The organism is Enterococcus sp. AZ048, from assembly GCF_051715125.1.
Lineage (GTDB): Bacteria > Bacillota > Bacilli > Lactobacillales > Enterococcaceae > Enterococcus_A > Enterococcus_A gilvus.
This window is the reverse complement of record NZ_JBIOTD010000001.1, coordinates 1,374,756-1,399,154: the sequence shown is the minus strand read 5'-3', so window position 1 is coordinate 1,399,154 and position 24,399 is coordinate 1,374,756. Positions and strand designations below refer to the sequence as shown.

24 protein-coding genes and 1 other RNA gene are annotated in these 24,399 nt (G+C 38.1%); 6 read left to right on the top strand and 19 right to left on the bottom strand.

Features of this window, described 5'->3' with window-relative positions; genetic code table 11:
* Positions 1 to 4: 4 nt before the first annotated feature.
* The 6 genes from IGI66_RS06910 to IGI66_RS06885 all read right to left on the bottom strand — a co-directional run bounded on the left by IGI66_RS06910 (position 5) and on the right by IGI66_RS06885 (position 3,866).
* Entirely contained in the window at positions 5 to 352 is a 348-nt protein-coding gene (locus IGI66_RS06910; RefSeq protein WP_010780799.1) for a hypothetical protein, read from the bottom strand.
* A 111-nt stretch (positions 353 to 463) separates the two neighbouring features.
* Complete coding sequence (locus IGI66_RS06905; protein WP_438848197.1) at positions 464 to 1,108, bottom strand: HD domain-containing protein; 645 nt, start codon at positions 1,106 to 1,108, stop codon at positions 464 to 466.
* The gene (locus tag IGI66_RS06900) at positions 1,098 to 2,261 is read right to left on the bottom strand and encodes a THUMP domain-containing class I SAM-dependent RNA methyltransferase (protein WP_010780801.1); all 1,164 of its coding nucleotides are present in this window, start codon (positions 2,259 to 2,261) and stop codon (positions 1,098 to 1,100) included. The genes IGI66_RS06905 and IGI66_RS06900 overlap by 11 nt, the downstream gene beginning before the upstream one ends.
* 187 nt (positions 2,262 to 2,448) lie before the next feature.
* Positions 2,449 to 2,821: RNase P RNA component class B (gene rnpB / locus IGI66_RS06895), an RNA gene on the bottom strand.
* A gap of 14 nt (positions 2,822 to 2,835) precedes the next feature.
* On the bottom strand, positions 2,836 to 3,240 hold the full coding sequence (gene gpsB / locus IGI66_RS06890; RefSeq protein WP_010780802.1) for a cell division regulator GpsB: 405 nt from the start codon (positions 3,238 to 3,240) through the stop codon (positions 2,836 to 2,838).
* A gap of 68 nt (positions 3,241 to 3,308) precedes the next feature.
* On the bottom strand, positions 3,309 to 3,866 hold the full coding sequence (locus IGI66_RS06885) for a DUF1273 domain-containing protein (RefSeq protein WP_438849281.1): 558 nt from the start codon (positions 3,864 to 3,866) through the stop codon (positions 3,309 to 3,311).
* An 81-nt stretch (positions 3,867 to 3,947) separates the two neighbouring features.
* Between IGI66_RS06885 and recU the strand changes: the two genes are divergently transcribed.
* The gene (recU, locus tag IGI66_RS06880; RefSeq protein WP_114524402.1) at positions 3,948 to 4,565 is read left to right on the top strand and encodes a Holliday junction resolvase RecU; all 618 of its coding nucleotides are present in this window, start codon (positions 3,948 to 3,950) and stop codon (positions 4,563 to 4,565) included.
* Positions 4,558 to 6,885: a PBP1A family penicillin-binding protein gene (locus IGI66_RS06875; RefSeq protein WP_438848194.1), complete on the top strand. Its 2,328-nt coding sequence runs from the start codon at positions 4,558 to 4,560 to the stop codon at positions 6,883 to 6,885. The genes recU and IGI66_RS06875 overlap by 8 nt, the downstream gene beginning before the upstream one ends.
* 15 nt (positions 6,886 to 6,900) lie before the next feature.
* Here IGI66_RS06875 and nth read toward each other — a convergent pair whose 3' ends face one another.
* The 5 genes from nth to IGI66_RS06850 form a co-directional block, all read right to left on the bottom strand.
* Positions 6,901 to 7,554: an endonuclease III gene (nth, locus tag IGI66_RS06870; RefSeq protein ID WP_086303837.1), complete on the bottom strand. Its 654-nt coding sequence runs from the start codon at positions 7,552 to 7,554 to the stop codon at positions 6,901 to 6,903.
* A complete protein-coding gene (locus IGI66_RS06865; RefSeq protein ID WP_086303838.1) occupies positions 7,547 to 8,257 on the bottom strand; it encodes a DnaD domain protein in 711 nt (236 codons plus the stop codon). Before IGI66_RS06865 ends, nth begins: the two co-directional genes overlap by 8 nt.
* A gap of 107 nt (positions 8,258 to 8,364) precedes the next feature.
* Complete coding sequence (locus IGI66_RS06860; protein ID WP_010780808.1) at positions 8,365 to 9,708, bottom strand: FAD-dependent oxidoreductase; 1,344 nt, start codon at positions 9,706 to 9,708, stop codon at positions 8,365 to 8,367.
* A 316-nt stretch (positions 9,709 to 10,024) separates the two neighbouring features.
* Entirely contained in the window at positions 10,025 to 12,019 is a 1,995-nt protein-coding gene (tkt, locus tag IGI66_RS06855; RefSeq protein WP_314578120.1) for a transketolase, read from the bottom strand.
* Between the two features lie 92 nt (positions 12,020 to 12,111).
* On the bottom strand, positions 12,112 to 12,354 hold the full coding sequence (locus IGI66_RS06850; protein WP_010780810.1) for a DUF896 family protein: 243 nt from the start codon (positions 12,352 to 12,354) through the stop codon (positions 12,112 to 12,114).
* Positions 12,355 to 12,486: 132 nt separating this feature from the next.
* On the opposite strand from IGI66_RS06850, the gene lexA reads away from it, so the two are divergent.
* On the top strand, positions 12,487 to 13,110 hold the full coding sequence (gene lexA / locus IGI66_RS06845; protein ID WP_010780811.1) for a transcriptional repressor LexA: 624 nt from the start codon (positions 12,487 to 12,489) through the stop codon (positions 13,108 to 13,110).
* Positions 13,111 to 13,214: 104 nt separating this feature from the next.
* A complete protein-coding gene (locus IGI66_RS06840) occupies positions 13,215 to 13,484 on the top strand; it encodes a hypothetical protein (protein WP_010780812.1) in 270 nt (89 codons plus the stop codon).
* Between the two features lie 121 nt (positions 13,485 to 13,605).
* Here the strand turns inward: IGI66_RS06840 and IGI66_RS06835 are convergent, their stop codons facing one another.
* From IGI66_RS06835 to obgE, 8 genes are all read right to left on the bottom strand, one after another.
* Positions 13,606 to 14,118: an adenine phosphoribosyltransferase gene (locus IGI66_RS06835; protein ID WP_010780813.1), complete on the bottom strand. Its 513-nt coding sequence runs from the start codon at positions 14,116 to 14,118 to the stop codon at positions 13,606 to 13,608.
* A gap of 14 nt (positions 14,119 to 14,132) precedes the next feature.
* A complete protein-coding gene (recJ, locus tag IGI66_RS06830; RefSeq protein WP_438848191.1) occupies positions 14,133 to 16,412 on the bottom strand; it encodes a single-stranded-DNA-specific exonuclease RecJ in 2,280 nt (759 codons plus the stop codon).
* A gap of 93 nt (positions 16,413 to 16,505) precedes the next feature.
* Complete coding sequence (locus IGI66_RS06825) at positions 16,506 to 16,934, bottom strand: LapA family protein (protein WP_010780815.1); 429 nt, start codon at positions 16,932 to 16,934, stop codon at positions 16,506 to 16,508.
* Between the two features lie 8 nt (positions 16,935 to 16,942).
* Positions 16,943 to 17,731: an SDR family NAD(P)-dependent oxidoreductase gene (locus IGI66_RS06820; RefSeq protein WP_438848188.1), complete on the bottom strand. Its 789-nt coding sequence runs from the start codon at positions 17,729 to 17,731 to the stop codon at positions 16,943 to 16,945.
* A gap of 42 nt (positions 17,732 to 17,773) precedes the next feature.
* Positions 17,774 to 18,697, bottom strand: coding sequence for a ribonuclease Z (gene rnz / locus IGI66_RS06815; RefSeq protein ID WP_010780817.1), 924 nt, complete (start codon positions 18,695 to 18,697; stop codon positions 17,774 to 17,776).
* Between the two features lie 77 nt (positions 18,698 to 18,774).
* A complete protein-coding gene (locus IGI66_RS06810; protein WP_438848186.1) occupies positions 18,775 to 19,335 on the bottom strand; it encodes a DUF1269 domain-containing protein in 561 nt (186 codons plus the stop codon).
* 98 nt (positions 19,336 to 19,433) lie between these two features.
* Positions 19,434 to 20,168: a winged helix-turn-helix domain-containing protein gene (locus IGI66_RS06805; protein WP_010780819.1), complete on the bottom strand. Its 735-nt coding sequence runs from the start codon at positions 20,166 to 20,168 to the stop codon at positions 19,434 to 19,436.
* Between the two features lie 713 nt (positions 20,169 to 20,881).
* Positions 20,882 to 22,195: a GTPase ObgE gene (obgE, locus tag IGI66_RS06800; RefSeq protein ID WP_086303850.1), complete on the bottom strand. Its 1,314-nt coding sequence runs from the start codon at positions 22,193 to 22,195 to the stop codon at positions 20,882 to 20,884.
* A 269-nt stretch (positions 22,196 to 22,464) separates the two neighbouring features.
* Between obgE and gap the strand changes: the two genes are divergently transcribed.
* Together gap and IGI66_RS06790 are read left to right on the top strand one after the other, a co-directional pair.
* A complete protein-coding gene (gene gap / locus IGI66_RS06795) occupies positions 22,465 to 23,475 on the top strand; it encodes a type I glyceraldehyde-3-phosphate dehydrogenase (protein WP_010780821.1) in 1,011 nt (336 codons plus the stop codon).
* 153 nt (positions 23,476 to 23,628) lie between these two features.
* A complete protein-coding gene (locus IGI66_RS06790; protein ID WP_086303852.1) occupies positions 23,629 to 24,381 on the top strand; it encodes a peptidylprolyl isomerase in 753 nt (250 codons plus the stop codon).
* Positions 24,382 to 24,399: the final 18 nt, after the last annotated feature.

Genomic DNA, 24,399 nt, shown 5'->3' with positions numbered 1-24,399 from the left:
CCTGTTATTCTTCCAAATCAAAGAATTTGATTTCAACTTGATCTAGTAATTTTAAGGTTTTTAAGTCTAATTTGACCCACTCTTTAGATGCGGGTTGGTAATTATTGTCCTCAAAACACAACTCTATTTCATTAAGTAATTGTTCTGGCGTACCAAAAAAGCTTTGATCATTTTCAAGTAATACACTAATAAGTGCCGGATTCTCTACTAAGAAATAATCCTCTTGATATTTATATAAAATTACCTGATATGTCTTATTCACAAGTTTACAACGAATTGCAAATAATCCTTCAGACAACTTAGGTATCTTTTCTAAAACTTCTTCGGGACTCAAAATTTCACGATGCAACATTTGGAGCTCCTCCTAACAAAGAAATATTATAGGAGAAAAGCAACTTCACTGGAAATAATATGTCTTATCTAAGAGTTTTTTTACTTTTTGTTTATATATCTCTATGTGAGTTTATGATAGATCCCACTCTTCGTAAAAAGTTTTTAAAAAATCTTTCATGAAAACTACCCGACGATCTGCTTCTGCTTTTCCAGCCGCAGTATTCATTGTAGCTGGGAGTTTAAAAAGTTTTTCATAAAAATGATTAATGACTGTACTGTTTTTTCGATATTCTTTTTTGCTTTGAAAATTTTGGGGTTGAATATTGGGATCGTATAGCGGACTTTGTGTATGACCACCATAATAAGCGGTGCGCAAAATCCCGATTGCACCTAAAGCATCAATCCGATCCGCGTCTTGTACGATTTTTCCTGCAAAAGTTAGCTTTGCTTTTCCATGTTCTAATTCCTTTGAGAAGGAAATGTTTTCTATAATATCAACTATCTCATTGATTTCTAGTGAGGTTAAATCAAGATCTTTTAAAAACTTTTCAAGATCTTCTCTTTCTTTTTCAACATCCTCTGCGACTTTATCATCAATAACATCGTGTAGATAACTCGCAGCTTCAATAATCATTTTATCTGCTATTCCTTCTTGCTCCGCTAATTTTTGGGCAATCTTTGCTACACGTTCAACATGATAAAAATCATGACCACTACGATCTTTACCCAATTTTTTTTTTGCATACTGGCGAATTTTTTCTATTTTATTCTGCATCGGTGCGTGGCTTTCTAGGTGGACGTTCACCCCAATACTGAAAGAAATCTGTTCTTATCGCACCGTTATATAGTTTTCTTTTCTTGGTAGCTTTTGCCCCATAAAATTCTTCGAAGGCTAAATCACTTGTTAGAATATATTTACTCCATGTTTTTAATGGACGGAATACTTCTCCCATCTCACGATAGAGCTCACGAACTTGTTCTTCTTCACCTAATCTTTCGCCATAAGGCGGATTTGCAACAATTACACCATATTCTTTTTCCGTTTTGAAATCTTTGATAGCTCTTTGTTTGAATTGGATCGAATCGCCCAAACCGATTTCTTCAGCATTTGCGCGAGCAATTTCAATCATGCGCCCATTAATATCTGAACCAGTAATATCTAATTGGATGTCATAATCAGCAGCTTCATCGGCAGCAGTACGTACTTTGTCAAAAACTTCAGGATCAAACCATTCCCAAGCTTCACAAGCGAAATCGCGATTAAATCCAGGGGCCATATTATGACCAATTAGCGCTGCTTCAATACATAATGTCCCTGAACCACAAACGGGATCGTAAAACGGACGATCCTTTCGCCAATTGGTCAGCATAACTAAAGCAGCAGCCATGTTTTCCTTTAAAGGTGCGCCCCCTTTTTCTAAACGATAGCCACGTTTAAACAAACTTGGCCCCGTTGTGTCTAAAGTCAATACCACATGGTCTTTCAATAAAGCGACCTCTAATTGAAATAAAGCCCCTGTTTCAGGGAGAGGAACTCGTGAAGGACGATGATACACTTCACGTAAACGTTCTACGATTGCTTTTTTTGTAATCGACTGACAGTCGGGTACACTATACAATTTTGACTTAATCGAACGACCTGCAACTGGAAATTCTGCATCCATAGGTAAAAAGTCTTCCCAAGGGATTGCTTTCACTTTTTCAAATAATTCATCAAACGTGTACGCATCAAATTCGTCAACAACGATTTTTACTCGATCAGCAGTTCGCAACCATAAATTTGCTGTAGCGATTGTTTCAAGATTTCCTTTAAACCGAGCTCGTCCATTTTCAACCTGACAGTCAATTCCCAAATCTCTAAGTTCTTTGCCTACAAGCGCTTCAATACCTGCTGCGGCTGTAGCAATCAAATTATATTGTTTTTCCATAATAACTCCTTAATTGTTATATGATGTGATTTGTTTCAATAAAAAGCTTATTTAATAGGTTATCTCACAAGAATTTTCAATATACGAATACTTGCGATTTTACTAGGTAAAAGAAAATACATAGTGAAGCTCGCAAAAAAACCTTCACAACGCAAAGTTGGAAGGCACACCCTGAATTGCTGCAATTTTCTGTAAGCCATGTTTTGTACGACGATCAACTCAGGGAAGTGTGACCATCGTGGTAATCATCTATCTCCGACATAAATGCCGTCTCTTTCATCGTTCATTTCCTTAGAAAAAGCGCCCCTACCATTGTTTGGGTTGCTCGCTCGAGGGGTTTACCGCGTTCCACCATTTTGATTTCTCAAAATGCTTCGTCACTGTGGCACTTTCAAGAATACTCGGACATAGATTGCTCCTTAGCCCTTTTTTCTGCCGTTACTTCATAAGAAGTACCTTAGCTTATGGTTTCGCTAAGCACGAACACTACAAACATCTCAGTCTGTGCGAGCATGGACTTTCCTCAGCCTGCGTAATGCAAACCGCGATCACCCAAAAATTGCATCATTCAAATTTAAAATTGACGAGTTTTTTCGATGTCACTCTCATCTTGTGTATAGCTTTGACCAAATTCAGAAGAAGCTGTTTGATTCGTTGCCTGTTGGTCAAGTTTTTTACCAAATACTTCTCTTTCAAGATTTGATAAACGTTTCAAAATATCAAAATTTGTTACAGCTGAGCTCTTAGGTGCCGCTTCTTTTACACGTGAAGGTGCTGGCTGAGCTTTTGATAACTGTTCAACTTTTGCTTTCAAACGATCATTTTCTTCTCTTAGTGTTAATACTTCTTTGTTATAAGCTTCATAATCTTTGATCACATTGTCTAAAAATTCGTCGACTTCGATTGGATCGTAACCGCGCATCTTTGTTTTAAACTCTTGCTCCAAAATATCATTTGGAGTATAGATTACATTCGCCATTTTTCCACCTCATTAGCTCTAATCTTAATTTACTTTCTAATATATTCTAGCCGATAAATCCTAGGAAATCAAACACTATCCCCAAAGTCTGAGGAATTTTCTAAATCATCCATTGTGATTGTAAGCAATTCATAAGAATTCTGTTCTTGGAATTTTTCAATATCTCTCAGGAAAAATTTGCTCTTACCAGGATATTCAGTATCATATAGTAGTAATGTAGCATCTGTATGATGCAATAGAAAACTTACGTGATTTTTAAATTGTCCAGGATTTTGATACGGATGATGACTTACAGAATCAACAAAATCTGCCCTCTGCACAAGCTCGCTTAAATATAATTGATTTTGTTCTTTCCAATTACTTCCAAAACCCTCAAAAGGAAAAATAATCGCTAATTTAAGTTCAGGATACTCATCCTTTAATTCGTTAACAAGTTGCCCTGACCAAATTTCGGTTCCCAAACTTCCACTGATCATGACCCATTCCAATCCATTCTCAATTAATGCTATCAATTCTCTCTTTAATACATTTTTAATTACTTGTACTCGAGGGTCATTGTCGCTGAAAATTCCTAGCTCAAAGCTTTGGTATCCAGTTACGTATAATCGCTGTATTGTGTCATTCATTGCAATTTCCTTACTTTCACTTAAAAATAAAATATCTTTCAAAAAAATTTGCTATAATATCAAACAGGAGTGTGATGAAAAATGACCTTTCACTACCCTAACGGTCAATCATTTTCACAAAAGAATCCACGGGAACGATCCTTAAAAAAAGAAACAACTTTTGCCAATCGCGGTATGCGCTTTGAGGAAGCAATTAATCAAAGCAACGAATACTACTTAACCCATGATAAGGCAGTTGTCCATAAAAAGCCAACGCCGCTTCAGATCGTTAAGGTTGATTATCCTAAACGTAGTGCAGCAGTAATTAAAGAGGCCTATTTTAGGCAACCTTCTACTACGGATTATAATGGCGTTTATCGTGGATACTATTTAGATTTTGAAGCGAAGGAAACGAAAAATAAAACTTCTTTTCCGCTCAAAAATTTTCATCAGCATCAAATTACTCATATGGAACAGTGTTTGAAACAAAAAGCAGTGTGCTTTATCTTGCTTTGGTTTTCAAGTCTAAATCGTTGTTTTTTTCTTTCTTCTGAAGAACTGATAAACTATTGGAACAGACAAGAAACAGGAAAAAAATCACTTCCGCTTGAGTTGATTGAAGCAGTTGGCATCGAAATCAAACCGCAAATTGCACCAAGAATCCCATATTTGGAAGCAGTGGAACAATATCTTGCAAAAAGGAGTTTAACAAATGGCTAATCCCTCACGTTCGCAAAAAAGTAAGCGAACCCCTCAAGGAAAGAAACCTGCACAAAAAAGTAAACAGAATCGCCACATTGGGTTAAAAGTTGCAATCGCAGTCGTTGGCTTGCTCTGTGTAGCATTGCTCACAGGTATAGGCATCTTTTTCTTCTATGTTAAAGACGCGCCAACATTAACTGATAAAAAATTAGAGGCGACTGTTTCTTCGAAGCTTTTAGATAAAGATGGAAACATTTTTGAAGACCTCGGAGCAGAAAAAAGAGAAAAAGTTGCGGCTGATAAGATTCCACAGGAATTGGATGATGCAATCGTTTCGGTTGAAGATCGCCGTTTCTTTAAACATAACGGTGTAGACCCCGTGCGTATTGCAGGTTCAGCATTGCACAATATTACAAATCGAGGAGGCCTTCAAGGAGGAAGCACCTTGACGCAGCAATTAATCAAACTCTCCTTCTTCTCAACAACCACTGAGGAAGCGGATAAAACCTTGCGTCGGAAAGCTCAAGAAGCTTGGTTGGCCATTCAATTAGAAAAGAAACATTCAAAACAAGAAATTTTAACTTATTACATTAATAAAGTTTATATGGCAAATGGTCTATATGGGATGGAAACAGCTGCTGAAACGTACTTTGGAAAAGAGTTACAGCATTTAAGCGTAGCGCAGACGGCTCTGCTTGCTGGTATGCCTCAAGCACCTAATTCATATGACCCTTATAAGCATCCTGATGCTGCAAAAGAACGTCGTGACACTGTCTTATATACAATGTTAAACAATAAAAAAATTTCTCAAGAAGAGTACGATAAAGCGACCAAAGAACCCATTGATCAAGGATTGATACCTTTACCGGCGGATAATCAAGAGAGAAAAGTATCTGATAATTACGTTAAAGAAGTTATCGCACAAGTTGAAGCGAAAACCGGAAAAAATGTGTATACGGATGGTTTAGACATCTACACGAATTTAGACAAGGATGCACAAAATCGTCTATATTCTATTGTAAATGGTGACGAGTACGTTCAATATCCTGATGAAAAATTCCAAGTTGCTGCGACACTGATCGATTCCAAGACCGGAAATGTTACAGCACAAATCGGCGGACGAAATATTGCTGATGACGTTTATTTAGGTATGAATCGTGCGGTGAATACTACACGGGATTTTGGTTCAACTGTTAAGCCGATAACTGATTACGGCCCGGCTTTCGAGTACAAAAAATTCTCAACGGCTGAAACACGTTTCAAAGATGAGCCTTATCGTTACGAAGGAACTCAGACAGAAGTTAAAAACTGGGACAATTCATATCAAGGTACTATCACTTTACGTCAGGCACTTTATGACTCTCGAAATGTTCCTGCAGTCAAATTATTTAACGAAGTGGGACCTGAAAATGTTTCTAAGTTTTTGAAAAAATTAGGTATTGAATACAAAGATATTCAACAAGCCAATGCCATATCAAGTAATACTGAAGCACAGGATGGAACAAAGTATGGTATTTCTACTGAAAAAATGGCTGCTGCTTACGCGGCCTTCGCTAATGGCGGAACATATAATGAACCCCTTTATATCAATAAAATCAAATATCAGGACGGGTCAGAACAAACGTTCTCAAATAAAGGCGAGAAAGCAATGGAACCTTACACTGCATACATGATTACTGATATTTTAAAGGATGTTATCTCAAGAGGGACTGGAACATATGCTCAAATCCCGAATCTTTTCCAAGCTGGTAAAACAGGTACTTCAAATTATACAGATGACGAGTTAGCGAAGATATCTCATGCCGGTGCTATTGAGCCAGATGTTATGTTCACAGGATTTACACCAAATTATTCATTATCAATTTGGACTGGTTATGACGATCGCATGACTCCTATTACCTCAGAATCAGAGAATACTGCACAACTCATTTACAAAGAATTCATGAGCTATGTTTCTCAAAATGTTCCGAATGTTGATTGGACAATGCCTGATGATGTGCTTCGAAGTGGGAATGAACTTTATGTAAAAGGCGCCTCTTATACACCTGTTCAACCAAATCGGACTGGTCAAAGTTCATACTACAATTCTTATTCTAGTCAGACGACCGTGCCATCAAGCAGCACAGCGCAGTCGAGTGTTTCTGAGTCATCTACGATCGCGCCGCCAGCAAGCAGCAGCGAGCCAGTGCCTCCTAGTAGCTCATCTTCTGCTCCTGCGCCCACACCGCCACCATCATCATCGGCGACTCCTGAGCCACAGCCATCTCAACCGTCGTCAAGTGCTAGTCAGCCGGCACCGACACCGGGAAATAATGGCACACCGCCATCAAGTAATTAAAAAAAGCCGCTCGAACTAGTTTCGAGTGGCTTTTAATCTGTCTTTTCCATCTTGACACATATCCAATAGCGGACAAATTTCACATTTAGGACTTCTAGCCGTGCAATGATACCTTCCAAAAAAAATTAATGTGTGGTGGCTTTTTACCCATAATTCTTTTGGAATCTTGCGCATTAAGGTGGCCTCCACTTCAGTAACAGACGCGTTCAGCTTGCAAATGCGTAGTCGTTTAGTAACCCGTTCTACATGCGTATCAACAGCAATTGCTGGGACACCAAAAGCATCTCCAAGCACAACATTCGCTGTTTTGCGTCCGACGCCCGGTAGCTTTACCAATTCTTCACGAGATGCTGGTACAATACCACCGTAATTATCTAGTAGCATCTGTGCACAAGCCTTAATATTTTTGGCCTTGTTTCGGTAAAGACCGATCGTTCGAATTTTCGCAACAATGTCGTCCATAGGTGCCTGTGCTAACGCTTCTGGAGTGGGATAGGCTGCAAATAGTGCCGGTGTGGCTTTATTTACGGAAACATCCGTCGCTTGGGCGCTTAGAATAACAGCGATTAAGAGTTGAAAAGGAGAATCTGAATGTAGCTCCCCAATTGCTTCTGGAAACATTTCGTACATTCGTGAGAGAGCTTCCATTGTTTTTTCTTTATTAAGCATCAGAATCTTTCCTTTCAAGCCAATTATAGAGAGAAACCTTTGGTAGTTCTTCGGATTGATTTTGTTCTTCCTTCTGTAATAAAATTTGTTTGCGTCGCCGCTGCTCCTCTTCAACTTGAACTTTTGATCGAATATTTTTCTTTTCCCAGCTTTGAAGAACCGTTTCAATATATTTAAAATTGTACGCTTGGTTTAATACCGCTTCCTGTAGTGCTAATTCAATCAACGATGGTGCATAGTGATCCTCGTTTAACCAATACCCAATTTTTTGGTATTCAATCGGTGATAAAGGTCGACCGAATTCCTGTTCAAAAGATCTTAACATTTTCTTTTGAGCAGCAAGATCGTTCTTCTCCTCAATTTCAAACCGCTCTTGTTCTTTCAATATTGTCAGTTTCTCAAAAGCGGGCAACAAATTATAACGATCACTCTGCTTGCCCTCATCGTCCAATGCGGTATCCAACGTAACGAATTCTTTATTGACAAGTGAATTTAATGACGCATATATCTTCTCAATAGTACATCCCATGTCTTGGGCAATTACAGTCAAATCAGGAAAATCTACTCCAGATTGATGTGAAGCGTAAAGCTGCAGCCACAACATAAATTCATCAGTCGTCAGTCCCAGTTTAGTATAATTTTTTAATAACAGATTTGAGATTGTTGTCTCCCCACCCGCTAAATAATCATTTAATGAAATCATTTGAAATCCTCCGTTCGTTTCTCAGTTTACACTAAAAAAAAAGGAACTCCAAGTCTGATAAATTTCTCTTAGCAATAAAAAAAAGAAGGCTTACGCCTCCCTTTTTTCTATTCTGCTTCCGCTAAAGCCGCTTGAGCTAAAATGTTCAAGTAATTCCATGGGCGGTCAAAATGTGGCTGGAAGAAGAAATCTTGTAATGCTAAATCTTCTAACGTCATATTATTTTGAATAGCCACTGAGATTGTATTTGCAGATTGTGTAATATCATATTTTGAAAGGAACTGTGCACCTAAAATTTTATTCGTGCCTTTTTCTGAAACAATCTCCATTAAAACTTTTTCAGTAGTTGGCATGAACTCAGGCCGATAATTGTCTTCGATTACTGTTACATTCACGTCTAAATCATTTAATGCAGCACTCTCTTTTGTTAATCCAGTCGAACCAATCGTCCATCCAAATAAGTAAAGACCAGAAGTACCTTGTGTGCCTCGGTATTTCATTTTTTGTTCAACTAAGTTTTGACCGACTAACATTCCTTGTCTAACAGCGTTTGTTGCTAGAGGGATATATTGATCTTTTCCAGTTGGGTTATAATGAACAACTGTTGAATCACCTGCAGAGAAAATATCTGGATTGCTTGATTGCATGTATTCGTTCACTTTGATTGCTCCACTTGGCAGCATATCTACTTTGCCTTCTAATAACGTTGTATTAGGTCGGAAACCGACACACAGGATAACCATATCCGCATCAAATTCATTGCTCGGTGTCACTACTTTAGTTACAGCACCACTTTCATCTGCAACGAATTCACTTACGTTCTCTCCCAATGCTAGAGTCACACCATGGTCTTCTAATTCTTTTTCTAATAGATCTGTGAAAGGCTTATCTAAATATTTGTTTAAGATTCTTGATAATCCATCAATTAGCGTCACTTCTTTACCTGACTCGGCAAAAGCTTCAACTAATTCAATACCAATATATCCTCCACCGACTACTACAACTTTTTTAGCGTCTTTTGCTTGTTCAATGATGACATTTGCCTGGTTATAGTTTTTGCATAATAAAACATTCTTAGATTCAATCCCTTTGATCGGCGGGATGATTGGCCAAGAACCTGTTGTTACAACCAATTTATCATATTCAACGATTTTTTCTTCCTCTGTTTTCAAATCTTTTGCTGTGATTTTTTTAGCATCTGTATCAATGTTTGTTACATCGTGTTCCATGTTCACTTTTGCACCTAAAGAAGTAAGTTCCTCAGGGTTAGAATAAAATAGCCCTGCTGGATCTTTCACGACTCCACCTACGTATAAAGCGATTCCACATGAAAGGAATGAGATATTGTCATTCCGCTCAAACACTGTCACCTCTGCATCCGGGTGGTTTGCTAAAATATTTTTAACGGCTGCGGTACCGGCATGTGTACATCCTACTACTACTACTTTCATTGTCGTCCCTCTTTCGTTTGAATCATTTTTTAATTGCAATATTTTGCACAAGGACAGTATAACAGAATTTAATTTCTGTCTAAATAAATTTGCTCACGAATAAACATTTTTATTGAACGTATCGAAAAATTGAAACCGCCATTAATTATTAGTGTTCGAGTAAAATATTATGTAAACTTTGTTTTTAGTAAAACTATTGCTGTCCCTTCTGGAAGGCTAAACTTACCGTTAAACAATTTACAGCTAGAGACCTGTAGAATTTAATCACAAAAAAGGTTGAGGAAAATTATTCTCCTCAACCTTTTCAAATTAAATTTTAAAGTTTGTTAAAAGTATTCACAACATTTTCCACAGTGAATCCAAATTGTTCTAAAACATAGTCTCCTGGTGCAGAAGCTCCAAAATGATCAATACCGATCATCTTACCTTCCGATCCGATATAACGTTCCCAACCGAATGGAGAAGCTGCTTCGATTGCTACGCGTTTTTTCACTGCCTTAGGTAAAACAGATTCTTTGTATGCTTCGTCTTGTGCTTCGAATAAATCAAAACTTGGAAGAGAAACAACGGAAACGTCTTTGCCCTGCTCTTTAAGATCTTTTTGAGCTTGAACAGCTAGGTTCACTTCAGAACCGGTAGCAATTAATATACCATCTGGTGTATCTGATTCAGCTTTAGAAATCACATAACCACCTTTTGCTACGCCTTCCTTAGCCATGTCTTTACTATTAGGTAAGACTGGTAAATTTTGACGACTTAATACTAAGATAGTTGGTTTATTCTTTGTTTCTAACGCTTGAATCCATGCAGCGGAAGTTTCGTTGCCGTCAGCAGGACGAATTACTTGTACGTTAGGCATACAGCGAACGCTTGCTAATTGTTCGATTGGTTCATGTGTAGGCCCGTCTTCACCGACAGCCACAGAATCATGTGTTAACACATAGACAACCGGTAATCCTTGGATGGCTGACATTCTAACAGCCGGACGCAAGTAATCAGTAAATACGAAGAATGTTCCTCCATATATACGTGTTCCTCCATGTAAATGAATGCCATTCATCGCGCTCGCCATTGCAAATTCACGGACACCAAACCAAATGTTTCGGCCTTCATAAGAACCTGGTTGGAACTCTGGTTCATCAGCGATCGTTGTATTATTTGAACCTGATAAATCAGCAGATCCACCCCAAATATTCGGAACAGCTTTTGAAATAGCTTGAATCGCATCTTTGCTGGACACACGACTAGCTTGTGCGGTTCCTTCTTCATAAACTGGTAATGAAGCTTCCCAGTTTTCTGGAAGTTCTCCAGCAAAAGCCGCTTTAAATTGTTTCGCTAACTCAGGATGAGTTTTTTCATAGTTTGCAAACATCGCATTCCAATCAGCTTCTGCTTTCGCACCCTTATCGTTGATTTCTTCTTTAAATCGATTTGAAACTTCTTCGGGAACCGTAAAGTCAGGATATTCCCAACCGTATACAGCTTTTGCAACACTAATACCGTCTTCTCCAAGTGGCGCACCATGAACAGCAGATGTACCCTCTTTTGGAGAACCAAATCCAATCACTGTTTTAATTTCGACCAATGATGGTTTGTCCGTTTCAGCTTTCGCTTCATCAATCGCTTTGGAAATGGCTTCTAAATCATTTCCATCTTCTACTAAAATGTGTTGCCAACCATAAGCTTCATAGCGAGCACCTACATTTTCAGTGAAGGCTTTTGAAGTAGGTCCATCTAAAGAGATATCGTTTGAATCGTATAACACGATCAGTTTGCCTAATTTCATGTGTCCTGCCATAGAACTTGCTTCAGCAGATACGCCTTCCATTAGATCGCCATCTCCACACAAAGCGTAGGTATAGTGATCCATCACATCAAAACTGTCACGATTGTATGTTGCTGCTAAATGAGCTTCAGCCATTGCCATCCCAACAGAAGTTGAAATACCTTGACCTAAAGGACCTGAAGTTGCTTCGACACCATCCGTATGAAGGAATTCAGGATGCCCTGGTGTTTTGCTTTCCCATTGACGGAAACTTTTTAAATCATCAATCGTTACTTTGTATCCTGCAAGATGTAATAAGCTATACAACATCGCCGAACCGTGACCTGCAGATAGAATAAACCGGTCGCGATTTGCCCAATTTAATGAAGTCGCTGGATTAACATTCAAATGCTTTGTCCATAGAGCATAAGCCATTGGGGCTGCACCCATGGGGAGTCCTGGATGACCTGAGTTTGCTTTTTGGATTGCTTCAATACTTAATGTTCTGATTGTGTTTACACCTAGTTGATCGATTTTGTCGAACAAATTACTTCCTCCTTTTTGGTCATAAATACTTTAATTACAAATTCATTGTAACCGATTTATTTTGACTTTTCAATCACTTACTGACAAAAGATTTACTTTCTATTGTGTAATCCTTTTTCTTTTTGAATCTTTTTTAATTTTTCTGGAGTGACATCGTTGCCTTCTGGATCAACAACCTTCATTCCTTCGATGTGATGGCGCATTCCACTACGGAATGAAGCGATGTATTCTTCCCGCAAAACCTTCTGTTCATGTGCCTCTGCATCTGTTAAACCGGACGTTTTCTTTTTCTTTGATAATTCATTGATTCTTGCAATTGTTTCATCATTGATCAATTTGCGCACCTCTTTTCCCTCTTTAATTATACATAAAAAAAAAGAAGTTGAAAGTGTAAACAAATACGAACGCTTGTTTGATTTGTTCGGATAACTATGCTACACTAAAAAAAACGAAAGAAGGTGCGGGCATTGGCAAAAAGAACGGAAACAAAACAATTAGAAGTGTTACGTTTCATTCATGAACGCGTTGAAGATAAAGGGTACCCACCCACTGTTAGAGAAATTGGAGAAGCTGTGAATCTTTCGTCTACCTCTACTGTTCATGGCCATTTATCTAGGTTAGAAAAAAAAGGCTGGATCCAGCGCGATCCCACTAAGCCAAGAGCAATTGAGTTAACTATTAATGGATTAGAAAAAATCGGGGCAGCACCGCAAGTTATTCCTATGTTAGGTGTCGTAACAGCTGGTGAACCCATTTTAGCAGTCGAAGAAGCGTCGGATTTCTTCCCTGTTCCACCAGACCTTTCTAGTGAAGAAGGCGGCTTGTTCATGCTGACTATCCGTGGTGAAAGTATGATCAATGCTGGAATTTATGATGGAGATCACGTGATTGTAAGGCAACAATCTTCAGCTACAAATGGAGAGATCGTGATTGCGATGACGGATGAGAATGAAGCGACCTGCAAAAGATTCTATCGGGAAGCTGATCATATTCGGTTGCAACCTGAAAATGACGAGTTGGCTCCTTTGATTTTCGATAACGTATCTATTCTTGGAAAAGTTGTCGGTTTGTATCGAAACCATATTTATTAATCGGAATTTACTTCCGATTATTTTTTTCTTTACAAAACGAACAAACATTCGTATAATAGATATACAAACACACGTTCGCGTATTTATAATAGGAGTGATTATTGATGAAAGCAGTAAGAAGATTTGGTTTAATTATCGCTGTATTGTTACTAGGTTTATTGATTGGTAAGTTAGGGTCTTTAGCTACGATCGTCATTTTTTCTGGTTTGTTCCTTGTATGGTTCATGTTATGGGACGAGCGAAAGTACGCTCAGCATTATGCGGAATACCATTCCGTTGAAGAGGAAAATGAGGAAGAAGAGTTTTACACTACAGAACCTGCCGAGGATTTTTATTATGTAACGTACGATCATCGTTATCACAAGTCAGCTTAATCGTTCACTCAAGCAGTTGAGTATTTCATTCAACTGCTTTTTTGATATTTAATAAAAAGAGGCTGCAGACAATGCTCTAAATTAGAGCATTGTCTGCAGCCTCTTTTCTATTTAACTCTTTTTAGTAGTCCATCAATGTTAAAATGTCGTATCCTTGGATTTTATCACGCCCGTGTAACCCTTCTAATTCAATCAAGAAGGCACACCCGACAACAATGCCGCCCAGCTTTTCCACTAATTCTATCGTCGCTTTAATTGTTCCTCCAGTTGCTAACAGATCATCAGTGATCAATACCCGTTGACCAGGCTTAATTGCATCGCTATGGATCGTTAAAGTATCCGTACCGTATTCTTTTTCGTATTCAACTTCGATTACTTCACGAGGTAATTTACCTGGTTTACGCACTGGCGCAAATCCTAATCCTAATTCAAATGCTACCGGACATCCTACGATAAATCCACGAGCTTCTGGACCGACGACCATATCGATTTGCTTTTCCTTTGCGTAATTGACGATTTGTTTTGTTGCTTCGCGATATGCTTCGCCATCAGCCATGAGTGGAGAAATATCACGGAATACAATCCCTTCCTTTGGATAGTCTGGGATACTAGCAATATAATCTTTCAAATTCATTTCGGTTGTTCCTCCTAGCCTTTCAGCCAATTTCTAATAGTTTGAATATCATTCATCAATAAAAATTCTTCGCTATCAATTCGAGCCATGCGTTTTTGATAAATTTTACTCTCTTCAAAAGCCCGAGTTTCTGGAGACTCGACCATTTGTAAAACACCGTCGTCTATTGTAACAAATTTCAACTCAGAAAACACGTGAATCATGAATACTAATAATTTTTCTGGGATTCTTAAGTAATTCGAAACATTTTTCAATTTAAATCGAATATCGACTTTAGGCTGTTTTCGGAAAAATTGATAAAGTTTTGCAAATTGTTCACGACTTGGCAATCCATTTAAATATGCTTCATCTGAGCTATAAAGATAAAGGTAAATTCGCTCAAAATGTCCGGCAATCGTGATTTCCTGTAAAAGTTCTTTATGATCAGGACAATCAAGTACGATTAATTGATCGTAGTCAGTCCAGTCAATAGTCGCATCGTATAATACAATTGAGTGCTGCAATTCTTTAGAAAAGAATTTCTGATTCTCCTTTTGAAAAGCCAGATACAAAGCTTTACCGCTATCAATTTTTTGATTCCAAGTATATTTCGCACGTCGATCAATCACTTGTGTACCTTCGGAAGCAAAATCAATTAAACGGAGTTGCACTTTTTTCTGCCCATTCCACTCATTGATTTCTAAATCCCCTACAAATTGAGTGTCCGGTTGCTGTATCTCTTCAGCTTCTTCTCCAAAGCCAAATCCAATAGCATCTAATTGATTATCCTCATTTTTCAATGAGAATTTAACATGTTGCTGCTCGCTACCTATGCGTTTGAAAAAGCTCACATTTCCATTCACTAAAAAATGAGGGGCAGGATTATCCGTGCCAAAAGGAGCCAATTTTTTTAGTTCTTCTACAAGACCTAAAGAAATTTTTGTTATAGGAAGAGAAGCATCTATTTTCAACTCAGATCCTTTACTCAAATCTATCTGCTCAGCCAAGATATAATTGTTCAGCAATTTTTGCAGTGAGGGAATTCTATCAGCTGGCATAGTTAAGCCCACCGCTGCTGCATGTCCTCCAAAATGAGTAAACTCAGAACGCATTGTAGTTAACATCCCAAACAGATCCAACGCTTCGATGCTTCTTCCTGATCCTTTAGCTACACCATTTTCATCAATGGATAAAACAATCGTTGGCTGCCCGGTTTGCTTTAAAATGTTGCCTGCGACAATTCCTAAAACGCCTGGATTCCAACCTTTCGCAGCAATTAAATGGACTTTATCCTCCGGATTGATTAATGCTGTTGCTTCAGCCGTCGTTTCTTGCACAATTACTTTTCTCTCATCATTGATTTTATCTAATTTTTCAGCTAGAGTGTGAGCGATTTCCTCGTCAAAAGTAGTCATTAGTTCTACAGCAGGATTGGGGTCACCCAACCGGCCAATGGCGTTCAACCTTGGCCCTAAGCTGAAACCAATACTCATCTCATCAACCTTCTGTAGATCAACGCTGCTAACTTTTAATAACTCTAGCAACCCTAAACGCTGTGTCTGCTTGATGGCTTGCAGGCCTAATTTAATGAATAGCCGATTTTCACCAGTCATTGAGACTAAATCTGCTACAGTACCAATGGTAACTAAATCAAGCATTTCTAGAGGAACTTCTTCCAACAATGCAGTCGCCAACTTGAAGGCGACCCCGGCTCCCGCAAGTTCTCCAAATGGATAGTGTCCTTCTGGATGACGGGGATGAATGATACAATACGCATCTGGAAGGACAGGCGGCAACTCGTGATGATCGGTAACGATAACGTCAACACCTTTAGAATTGGCATAATCGATTGCTTCGTTCCCAGCTACACCATTGTCAACGGTAATGATTAATTGAATCCCCTCATTGATTTTTTCTTCAAAAAGAGATTTATTTGGTCCATATCCGTGAATAAAACGATTTGGCAATACATAATGTACGTCTGCACCAATCATTTCAAGCGCTTCTACCATAATAGACGTACTTGTAATCCCGTCTGCATCATAATCACCATAAACTAAAATTGCTTGCTCTTCCATTACGGCTGCTTGGATACGCTCGACAGCTCTCTCCATGTCGTGCATTAAAAAAGGGTCATGCAAATCATCGATATTTACTTTCATCAATTGTGAGAATTCTTCTGCTGTACGTATATTTCGATTCCATAAAAGTTCAGCGAATGTTTCACTATATCCTTGATTCAACATCTCAGTTTGAAAAACTGAATCAATAGGTGTCGTATCTCTGAACTGCCAATTAAAGCTTGATTTTTTCACTCTATCACTTCCCAACCGTATTAGTATAGCAAAAAAGAATCCGACAAGAAAGAGAAGAAGACCTTAGTTTTCTCAAACTAAAGTCCTCTTCTATTAATCATAATAATCAATGGGCGAAGCATCTCGTTTTTCAGTGAGTGTATTCTCTTTTTCTGCTAAGGCTTGGTCCTTTTCTTTTAAAAGGGTCTCATAATTTGCTTTCATTACAGCAATTTCATTTTCTTGCTCCCGTTTAAAAGACGCCTTATCTTCTTCTAACTTTTTCTCATTGTCTGTCTCATAAGAATGGATCGTTTCTTTCAACTGTTTTATTTCCTTGCGTTGTTGGAATAACGTGGCACCAGATGTCAATAAGACAACTAATGCACCTATTAGAGCAGAGCCGATAATAACTAACACAAGAGACAAGTAGATTTTATTCACTAAGAAATTCACTGGCACTTCTTGGCTATTGGAAAGTGCAAAGATCACAATCAGTAGTACAAGTATAAAGCCCAATAAAATTTTCCACTGTTTCCTCATGTACGTTCCTACTTCCTATTGAATAGGCCACCTGCTAATAAATCCCCTATATGCGGGAATAAATCATAGAAACGACTAGCCCCAGCCATTATGAATGGTCGGTTTATTTCACGCGTCGGCTTACCCATTTTATTTACGATAGTTTTCGCTAATTTTTGAGGATCTAGAACAATATTCCCCAAATTTTCTAAATAGCTGCCGCTTGGATCTGCTTTGTCAAAAAACTCTGTTGCGATCGGACCTGGATTAATGGTCGTTACATACACATTTTCAGGCCGCAACTCCAAACGTAGTGCATTCGAAAAACCTAAAACTGCAAATTTTGTTGCAGAGTATATTGTAGATTTTGGTGTGGCCATTTTACCAGCCATGGAAGCAACATTAAAGATATGCCCCTTTTTATTATCAACCATAGAAATAGCTATTTTTTGGGTGAAGTACATCATGCCCAATACATTTACTTCAAACATTTTCCTTGCTACATCCAAATCAAATGAAACAAAATCATTAAATAGTCCAAAGCCCGCATTATTTACTATCACGTCAACATCTCCGACTTCTTCAGAAATTTTTCCGATGACTGCTTCTACACTATCAGGATCAGCAATGTCCAATTGAAATGCAAAAGCTTCTTTTCCACTCAATTCAATGCATCGCTCTTTTACTTGCCCGATAAGATTGATTCTGCGAGCACAGGTAACAACAATTGCTCCTCTTTTTGCTGCTTCATAACAAATTTGCTCTCCTAAGCCAGCAGAACTGCCTGTCACAACAACTACTTTATCTGTTAAATCCAATGAAGTCCCTTCTTTCTGTAAGGAAAAATCCTTTTTATTTTTTTATGAAAATGGAACATCCACGATATCAAAATCTTTCGCAATCTGGGTGTTTGGGAAAATTTCTCTTGCTTCTTCTTCTAATTCCTTCGCTTCTTTCGCTAAATAGCGAGCTGATATATGCGTTAATAGTAATTTTTTTGCGTGTGCTTCTTTTGCAATGGTAGCTGCCTGCTGTGTGGTAGAGTGAAAATAAGCGCGCGCCAATTTGCTTTCGTTCTTATTGAATGTACTCTCGTGAACGATAACATCACTGTTTTTCGCAAATTCACTAGATCGGGTCATAAATCGGGTATCGCCAAAAATCGTTACGACTCGCCCCTTCTTTTCCTCACCGACAAAGTCTCTTCCATCAATTGTTGTACCATCTGGCATAGTTACTTTTTCACCGCGTTTTATTTTTCCATAAATAGGTCCAGCAGGAACACCAAGCGCAACCAATTTATCCACTTGTAAAACACCTTCATGATCGGCTTCCTTTACTCGAAACCCATAGCTGTCAATGCCATGGTCCAACAGCATGCTTTCAACTGTAAACTGCTTATCTTGGAAAATTATCCCTTCTTTGATTTCGACAAAATGTAAAGGATATGATAAATGTGTTTTTGTCACCTGAAGCGAAGTCCGAACATAGTTTTCTAATCCAACAGGACCATATATTTCAACAGGTTCCTCTCCACCTTGAAAAGAACGACTGCTTAGCAAGCCTGGCAAACCAAATATGTGATCTCCATGTAGATGGGAAATAAATATTTTTTCAATTTTTCTTGGCTTAATAGTTGTTCTTAATATCTGCATTTGAGTGCCTTCACCACAATCAAATAGCCAGATTGAATTACGCTCATCCAATAATTTTAATGCTAAACTACTGACATTTCGATGTTTTGCCGGCACACCTGCGCCTGTACCTAAAAATTCTAATTCCATAATTTCCCTGACTTTCTATTAAATTACTTTTATTCTAGAAGAAAGTCGCCTCTAGCGCAATCTAAATAAAGGAAATATTAATCCTGACTTGATTTATCTTTTGAAATTTCATCATTCGTAGTTTTTTCTTTAGAATCCTTCGCCATCTCTTGGGCGTTTTTTACATCTGCTTCAACATCATCATATTCAAGACGAGTAATCTCGCCGTCTAAGTCCATCATGATTAATTGATTTAAAGGTCGATTGTCTTCTTCTTCAGCAATCAAAAGCAATGCGGTATCTCCTTCGCCAATCTTGTCTATCAGAAATTCAAAGACGCCTGTTGCTTCTCGAACTTCTTTTGCATCCTGTGTCGCACCAATCATGCCACCTGTAAACCAACCTAATAAGATACCAATTGGTCCACCCAATATTCCTACCATCATCCCAATCAAGCCGCCTGTAGAGCTTTTATTGCTTCCGGTAAAGTCCAAAAAATCTTCAATCTCAAATTTATGTTCTCCATCGTTTGAATGATGGACCACTGCCATTTGTTCACCTTTAAATGATTTGTTCATATGTAGGCGTTTGGCTTTTGAAAATGCCTCATATGCTTTAGATTCTACGTCGAAGTTCATGATTATCACTCTTTTTTCCATTCATCTCGCTCCTTTATTCGTTTAATTATAGTGTAGCAAGAAAAGGTTTTTTTGGAAAATAGAACGAGCTTTTACTAGTTCATAAAAAAAACTGGGAATCAATTCCCAGTTTTAATCTCATCCATGATACGATCATCCACAATATAGTGATCAAAGAATATTTTTGATAATTGATATCCTTCTCCCCAATTTGTGCGAATGACGTCGTATTCTACACCGTCAATTTTCAATTTATTTCGCAAGTGCTTAATAATCGTAGATAAACGAGTCATGTGACTAGCAGAGTCGCTATCGCCCCAAATCTTAACAGCTAAGTCGCTTCGACTGATCGGCGCATCTTTCGTAGAAATTAACGTACTCAACATTTCACGTTCTGAACGTGTCAGATTCCACAATGGAATTGGACGTTTTTCATACTCGCTTTCTTCTTTCTTCGCTTTCATGCCAAAACCGATTGAATAGACAGACTCTTCTACTGTATTCTCGGCGAGTTTCTCTCTTAACCCGCTAAGCGTCTCATCTTCAAGCAGCCATTCATCAACGCCTCTTGACTCCCAATCGGCTTTTTCATCTTTCTGAGGTATTCGATCTGTCTCTCTGATGACAACAAATTTTTCGCCGACTTCCTCAAGAATTACTGAAAGCTCCTGATCAGAGACAGTTTCACTGATGACTAAAACATCAAAGAAGCTCATCACATCTAATGGAACCTGCTTCGCTTGCAACATGTTTAGTAATTTTGCCGAACTTAAAACTTCGATATTCAAGCGTTGCAACTTCTCTACTAAAGGTCTCTCAACTAAAATATTGTGTGTTAAAATTAATACTTGCATCACATTATTCCCCTTTTTTATTATTAAAAATAAGTTTCCAAAACGTTGCCCCCGGAAAGTTTTATTAATTAACAATATAATTATTACTTGTTACAGTGTAAGTTTACACTGGGATTCCTTCGAGCGCTACAAAAAAGTTTATAATTCACTAATCACAATTAGAATTATTAATAAAATTTTTGGGTTAAAAAAACTTTTCTTAGATAAAATAATTGAATTATCATTTTTAAACAACACTTTTCTCAATCATTCAGAAAATTTTAAAACATATAACGCACGTATTTTTTTGTTTCTTTGTTAACGAAATAGATTCTTTTCCTAATTTACAAAAAGATTAATTGTTGAATTAACAAGCTTTATTACTAATCGTTTACTTCTATCTCTTACATATCGTATCATTCAATTCTTGCCTAATTGAAAAAGAAGATTTGCTATTATCTGTTTAATCCGCTTATAAAAATAGCAAACTTTAACAATAAAAAATAACGCCTCTATTTTTAAAACAAAGGAGATTTTTGTTCTTTTTTAAACTCAAAATTCTTCAATCAAAAATTTCTCTTAAAAATAAATTAATAATCGATACTATCGTAAGTGCAATTTGTGTAAAACTACAACTTATTATTTATTAAAAACACATTCACTTGACTTTCAATACACTAAAAAAATACTGCAAGAATACTTACAGTATTTTTCAAAATTAATAATATTTTTTTCTAATCAACGAACTCGAATTCAAACTTATCAATACGAACAAGATCGCCGTCTTTGGCACCTCTCGCACGTAATGCTTCATCAACACCCATAGATCTCAATTGACGAGCGAAGCGCATAACAGTTTCGTCATGATCAAAATTCGTCATCTTAAACAGTTTTTCTAATTTGTCTCCAGTAAGTACCCAAGTCGCATCTGGTTCACGTGTAATCGTAAATTCAGGTTCATCAGATTGGAAACCATAATTAACAGTTTCTTCTTCCACTTCTTCATCGTACAGAAGGAACTCTGGTGTTACTTCTAATAAGTCTGCCGCAGCATTCAATAAATTATCTAATCCTTGTTTTGTAATTGCAGAAATTGCAAATACAGGGATATCATCGGCAAACTCGTCTTCCTTGTCCTTCTTCAAAGCAGCCTTGAATTTTTTCAAATTTTCTTCTGCATTAGGCATATCCATTTTATTTGCAACGATGATTTGAGGACGCTCCAGCAAACGTAAATTATGAGAAGCAAGCTCCTTGTTGATAGCTTGATAATCGTCGTAAGGGTCTCTACCTTCCATCCCACTCATGTCAATAACATGAAGAATGACACGTGTACGTTCAATATGACGTAAGAATTGCGTACCAAGTCCAATCCCCTGCGAAGCACCTTCAATTAATCCAGGCAGGTCAGCGGCAGCAAAACTGCGACCGTCACTCGTCGTTACCATCCCCAAGTTTGGCACGAGTGTCGTAAAATGGTAGGCTCCGATTTTAGGCCGAGCAGAAGAAATTACAGAGAGAATGGTTGATTTCCCGACAGAAGGGAAACCTACCAAGCCTACATCAGCTAATACTTTTAATTCTAGCTCAATATTTCTTTCTTGACCTGGTTCACCATTTTCAGCTAGTTCAGGTGCTGGATTTCTTGGGGAAGCAAATCGCGTATTTCCTCGACCGCCTCTACCGCCATGAGCGACGACCAATTCCTGACCGTTTTCAATTAAATCGCCTAATAGAGCACCTGTATCTCCATCGCGAACTGTTGTGCCCGGGGGTACACTAACATATGTATCTTCTGCTCCGCGTCCGTGCATTCCCTTACTCATTCCGTTTTCTCCTGGCGTTGCTCTGAAATGACGATTGTAGCGAAAGTCCATTAATGTACGCAAGCCCTCATCTACTACTAAAATGACGTCACCGCCATGACCGCCGTCACCGCCGGCCGGTCCGCCGTCTGGAACATACTTTTCGCGACGGAAAGCCACCATCCCGTCGCCGCCTTTACCAGCTTTGACATCGATCGTTACTTGATCTAAAAACATGGACATTTGGGTGTCCTCCTTTTCGTTTTTTATTCTATTGACTACTGAATCTCCACACTAAACAAAGTCTTATATATTGTAGCTAGATTATACAAAAAAGTCCATTCTTATTGATAGAAGCTTAAAAAAATGTTAGTTTCGCTCTTTTTATTATAGCTTTCACATTGACAGTTCTTCTCAGGTAATATCTTTTGACAAAAAAATTGATGCGTTGCAAAATGAAAAATGTAAGGCATCAAGCTTTGCTTGACATAAAAAAGGAGGAACTTTTGGTTATGACAGTAAAAGTAGGTATTAACGGATTTGGACGTATTGGTCGTTTAGCATTCCGTCGGATTAAAGAAGTATCTGACGATATTGAAGTAGTAGCGATCAACGATTTAACAAGTCCTACAATGTTGGCACAATTATTACAATTTGATTCAACACATGGCACATACCCTGGCACAGTTACTGCGACAGAAGATTCAATCGTTGTTGATGGCGAAAAAACACGTGTATATGCTGAACCGGATGCAAGTAAGATCCCTTGGGCTAAAGAAAACGGTGTAGACATCGTTCTTGAATGTACTGGCTTCTACACTTCAGAAGAAAAAGCACAAGCTCATATCGACGCTGGTGTGAAGCGCGTCGTTATCTCAGCGCCTGCTGGACAAATGAAAACTATTGTTTACAACGTAAATGATGATACTTTAGATTCAAACGATAAAATTATCTCAGCTGGGTCTTGTACAACCAACTGCCTAGCACCTATGGCATACTTCTTAAATGAAGAATTTGGTATTGAAGTTGGTACTATGACTACGGTGCATGCATATACTTCAACTCAAATGTTGCTTGATGGACCCGTTAAAGGTGGCAACTTACGTGCTGCGCGCTCTGCTGCTGACAACACAATTCCACATTCAACTGGTGCCGCTAAAGCAATTGGCTTGGTCATTCCAGAATTGAACGGTAAATTACAAGGACATGCTCAACGTGTTCCCGTAGTTGATGGTTCATTGACTGAATTGGTTTCAATTCTTAATACGAAAGTAACTGCCGATCAAGTAAACGAAGCAATTAAAAAACATACCGTTGACAATCCATCATTCGGTTATGATGATCGTGAAATTGTTTCTGGTGATGTTATCGGAACTACTCAAGGTTCAATCTTTGACCCTACTCAAACAGAAGTTACCTCAGCTGGTGACTATCAATTAGTTAAAACAGTTGCTTGGTATGACAACGAATATGGCTTCACTTGCCAAATGATTCGTTTGTTAGAAAAATTTGCTAACTTATAAGAGCTACTCTTAGTTTAAGGAGATCAAAATGATCTCCTTTTTTTATTACCCATTTTAATAAATTTTTTGAGATAAAAGTCACTGATTTTTCATAGGAACTCTTTGGAAAGTTTGTTATGATTATATTGATAATAACTTTAAAAGGAGAATGGTATGCAATTCAAAAAGATGATGATCGGTGCAAGCTTAGTTTTATCGATCGGTTTGTTCGCAGCTTGCGGCAGCAACACAAATTCAACAGAAGGAACAAAAGAAAGTAAAACTAAGACGACAGAATCCAGTGTTGATTTGAATAAAGTCGCATTGCCTCAGCTTGATAACAAAGTGTCAGAGGATGAGTATTTAGTTGAATTAGTGACTACGGAGGGAAACATCAAAATCAAACTTTTCCCTAAACAAGCCCCTAAGGCTGTAGAAAATTTTGTGAAGCACGCGAAAGATGGCTATTATAAAGACACGCCTTTCCATCGTGTAATCGAAGACTTTATGATCCAAGGCGGCGATCCTAAGGGCGATGGTACCGGTGGCGAAAGCATTTGGAAAGATGGATTCAAAACTGAGGTTTCTAATCAGCTGTACAACATCCGAGGCGCCCTTTCAATGGCACGAGGAGAATCACGCAGCAGTAATGGCAGTCAATTCTTTATCGTAACTAATAAAGAGGATCAAAGTGATGGGCTTGCGATCCAATATTATCCAGAAAAAATTATTGAGCAATACAAAAAAGGCGGCGCTCCTAAACTTGACGGCGAATATACTGTATTTGGTCAAGTAATAGAGGGTATGGACACCGTTGATAAAATAGCGAGTGGTGAAGTAAAAGATGGCGGTTCTGGCGAAAAATCGACGCCGGTAGAGCCAGCTAAAGTCACTGAAGTAAAAGTCTTACAAGAACCTAAAAAGTAAACAAAAACCAAAACCTTT

Bases quoted from the DNA above. Each gene is read 5' to 3' on its own strand.
- IGI66_RS06825 (WP_010780815.1), bottom strand. From the start codon at position 16,934: ATGAGGAAACAGTGGAAAATTTTATTGGGCTTTATACTTGTACTACTG.
- obgE (WP_086303850.1), bottom strand. From the start codon at position 22,195: ATGTCCATGTTTTTAGATCAAGTAACGATCGATGTCAAAGCTGGTAAA.
- IGI66_RS06885 (WP_438849281.1), bottom strand. From the start codon at position 3,866: ATGAATGACACAATACAGCGATTATACGTAACTGGATACCAAAGCTTT.
- IGI66_RS06805 (WP_010780819.1), bottom strand. From the start codon at position 20,168: ATGCAAGTATTAATTTTAACACACAATATTTTAGTTGAGAGACCTTTA.
- IGI66_RS06865 (WP_086303838.1), bottom strand. From the start codon at position 8,257: ATGATTTCATTAAATGATTATTTAGCGGGTGGGGAGACAACAATCTCA.
- gap (WP_010780821.1), top strand. From the start codon at position 22,465: ATGACAGTAAAAGTAGGTATTAACGGATTTGGACGTATTGGTCGTTTA.
- nth (WP_086303837.1), bottom strand. From the start codon at position 7,554: ATGCTTAATAAAGAAAAAACAATGGAAGCTCTCTCACGAATGTACGAA.
- IGI66_RS06835 (WP_010780813.1), bottom strand. From the start codon at position 14,118: ATGAATTTGAAAGATTATATTGCTAGTATCCCAGACTATCCAAAGGAA.
- rnz (WP_010780817.1), bottom strand. From the start codon at position 18,697: ATGGAATTAGAATTTTTAGGTACAGGCGCAGGTGTGCCGGCAAAACAT.
- IGI66_RS06790 (WP_086303852.1), top strand. From the start codon at position 23,629: ATGCAATTCAAAAAGATGATGATCGGTGCAAGCTTAGTTTTATCGATC.
- IGI66_RS06840 (WP_010780812.1), top strand. From the start codon at position 13,215: ATGAAAGCAGTAAGAAGATTTGGTTTAATTATCGCTGTATTGTTACTA.
- IGI66_RS06900 (WP_010780801.1), bottom strand. From the start codon at position 2,261: ATGGAAAAACAATATAATTTGATTGCTACAGCCGCAGCAGGTATTGAA.
- recU (WP_114524402.1), top strand. From the start codon at position 3,948: ATGACCTTTCACTACCCTAACGGTCAATCATTTTCACAAAAGAATCCA.
- IGI66_RS06810 (WP_438848186.1), bottom strand. From the start codon at position 19,335: ATGGAAAAAAGAGTGATAATCATGAACTTCGACGTAGAATCTAAAGCA.
- IGI66_RS06860 (WP_010780808.1), bottom strand. From the start codon at position 9,708: ATGAAAGTAGTAGTAGTAGGATGTACACATGCCGGTACCGCAGCCGTT.
- gpsB (WP_010780802.1), bottom strand. From the start codon at position 3,240: ATGGCGAATGTAATCTATACTCCAAATGATATTTTGGAGCAAGAGTTT.
- IGI66_RS06875 (WP_438848194.1), top strand. From the start codon at position 4,558: ATGGCTAATCCCTCACGTTCGCAAAAAAGTAAGCGAACCCCTCAAGGA.
- IGI66_RS06905 (WP_438848197.1), bottom strand. From the start codon at position 1,108: ATGCAGAATAAAATAGAAAAAATTCGCCAGTATGCAAAAAAAAAATTG.
- IGI66_RS06910 (WP_010780799.1), bottom strand. From the start codon at position 352: ATGTTGCATCGTGAAATTTTGAGTCCCGAAGAAGTTTTAGAAAAGATA.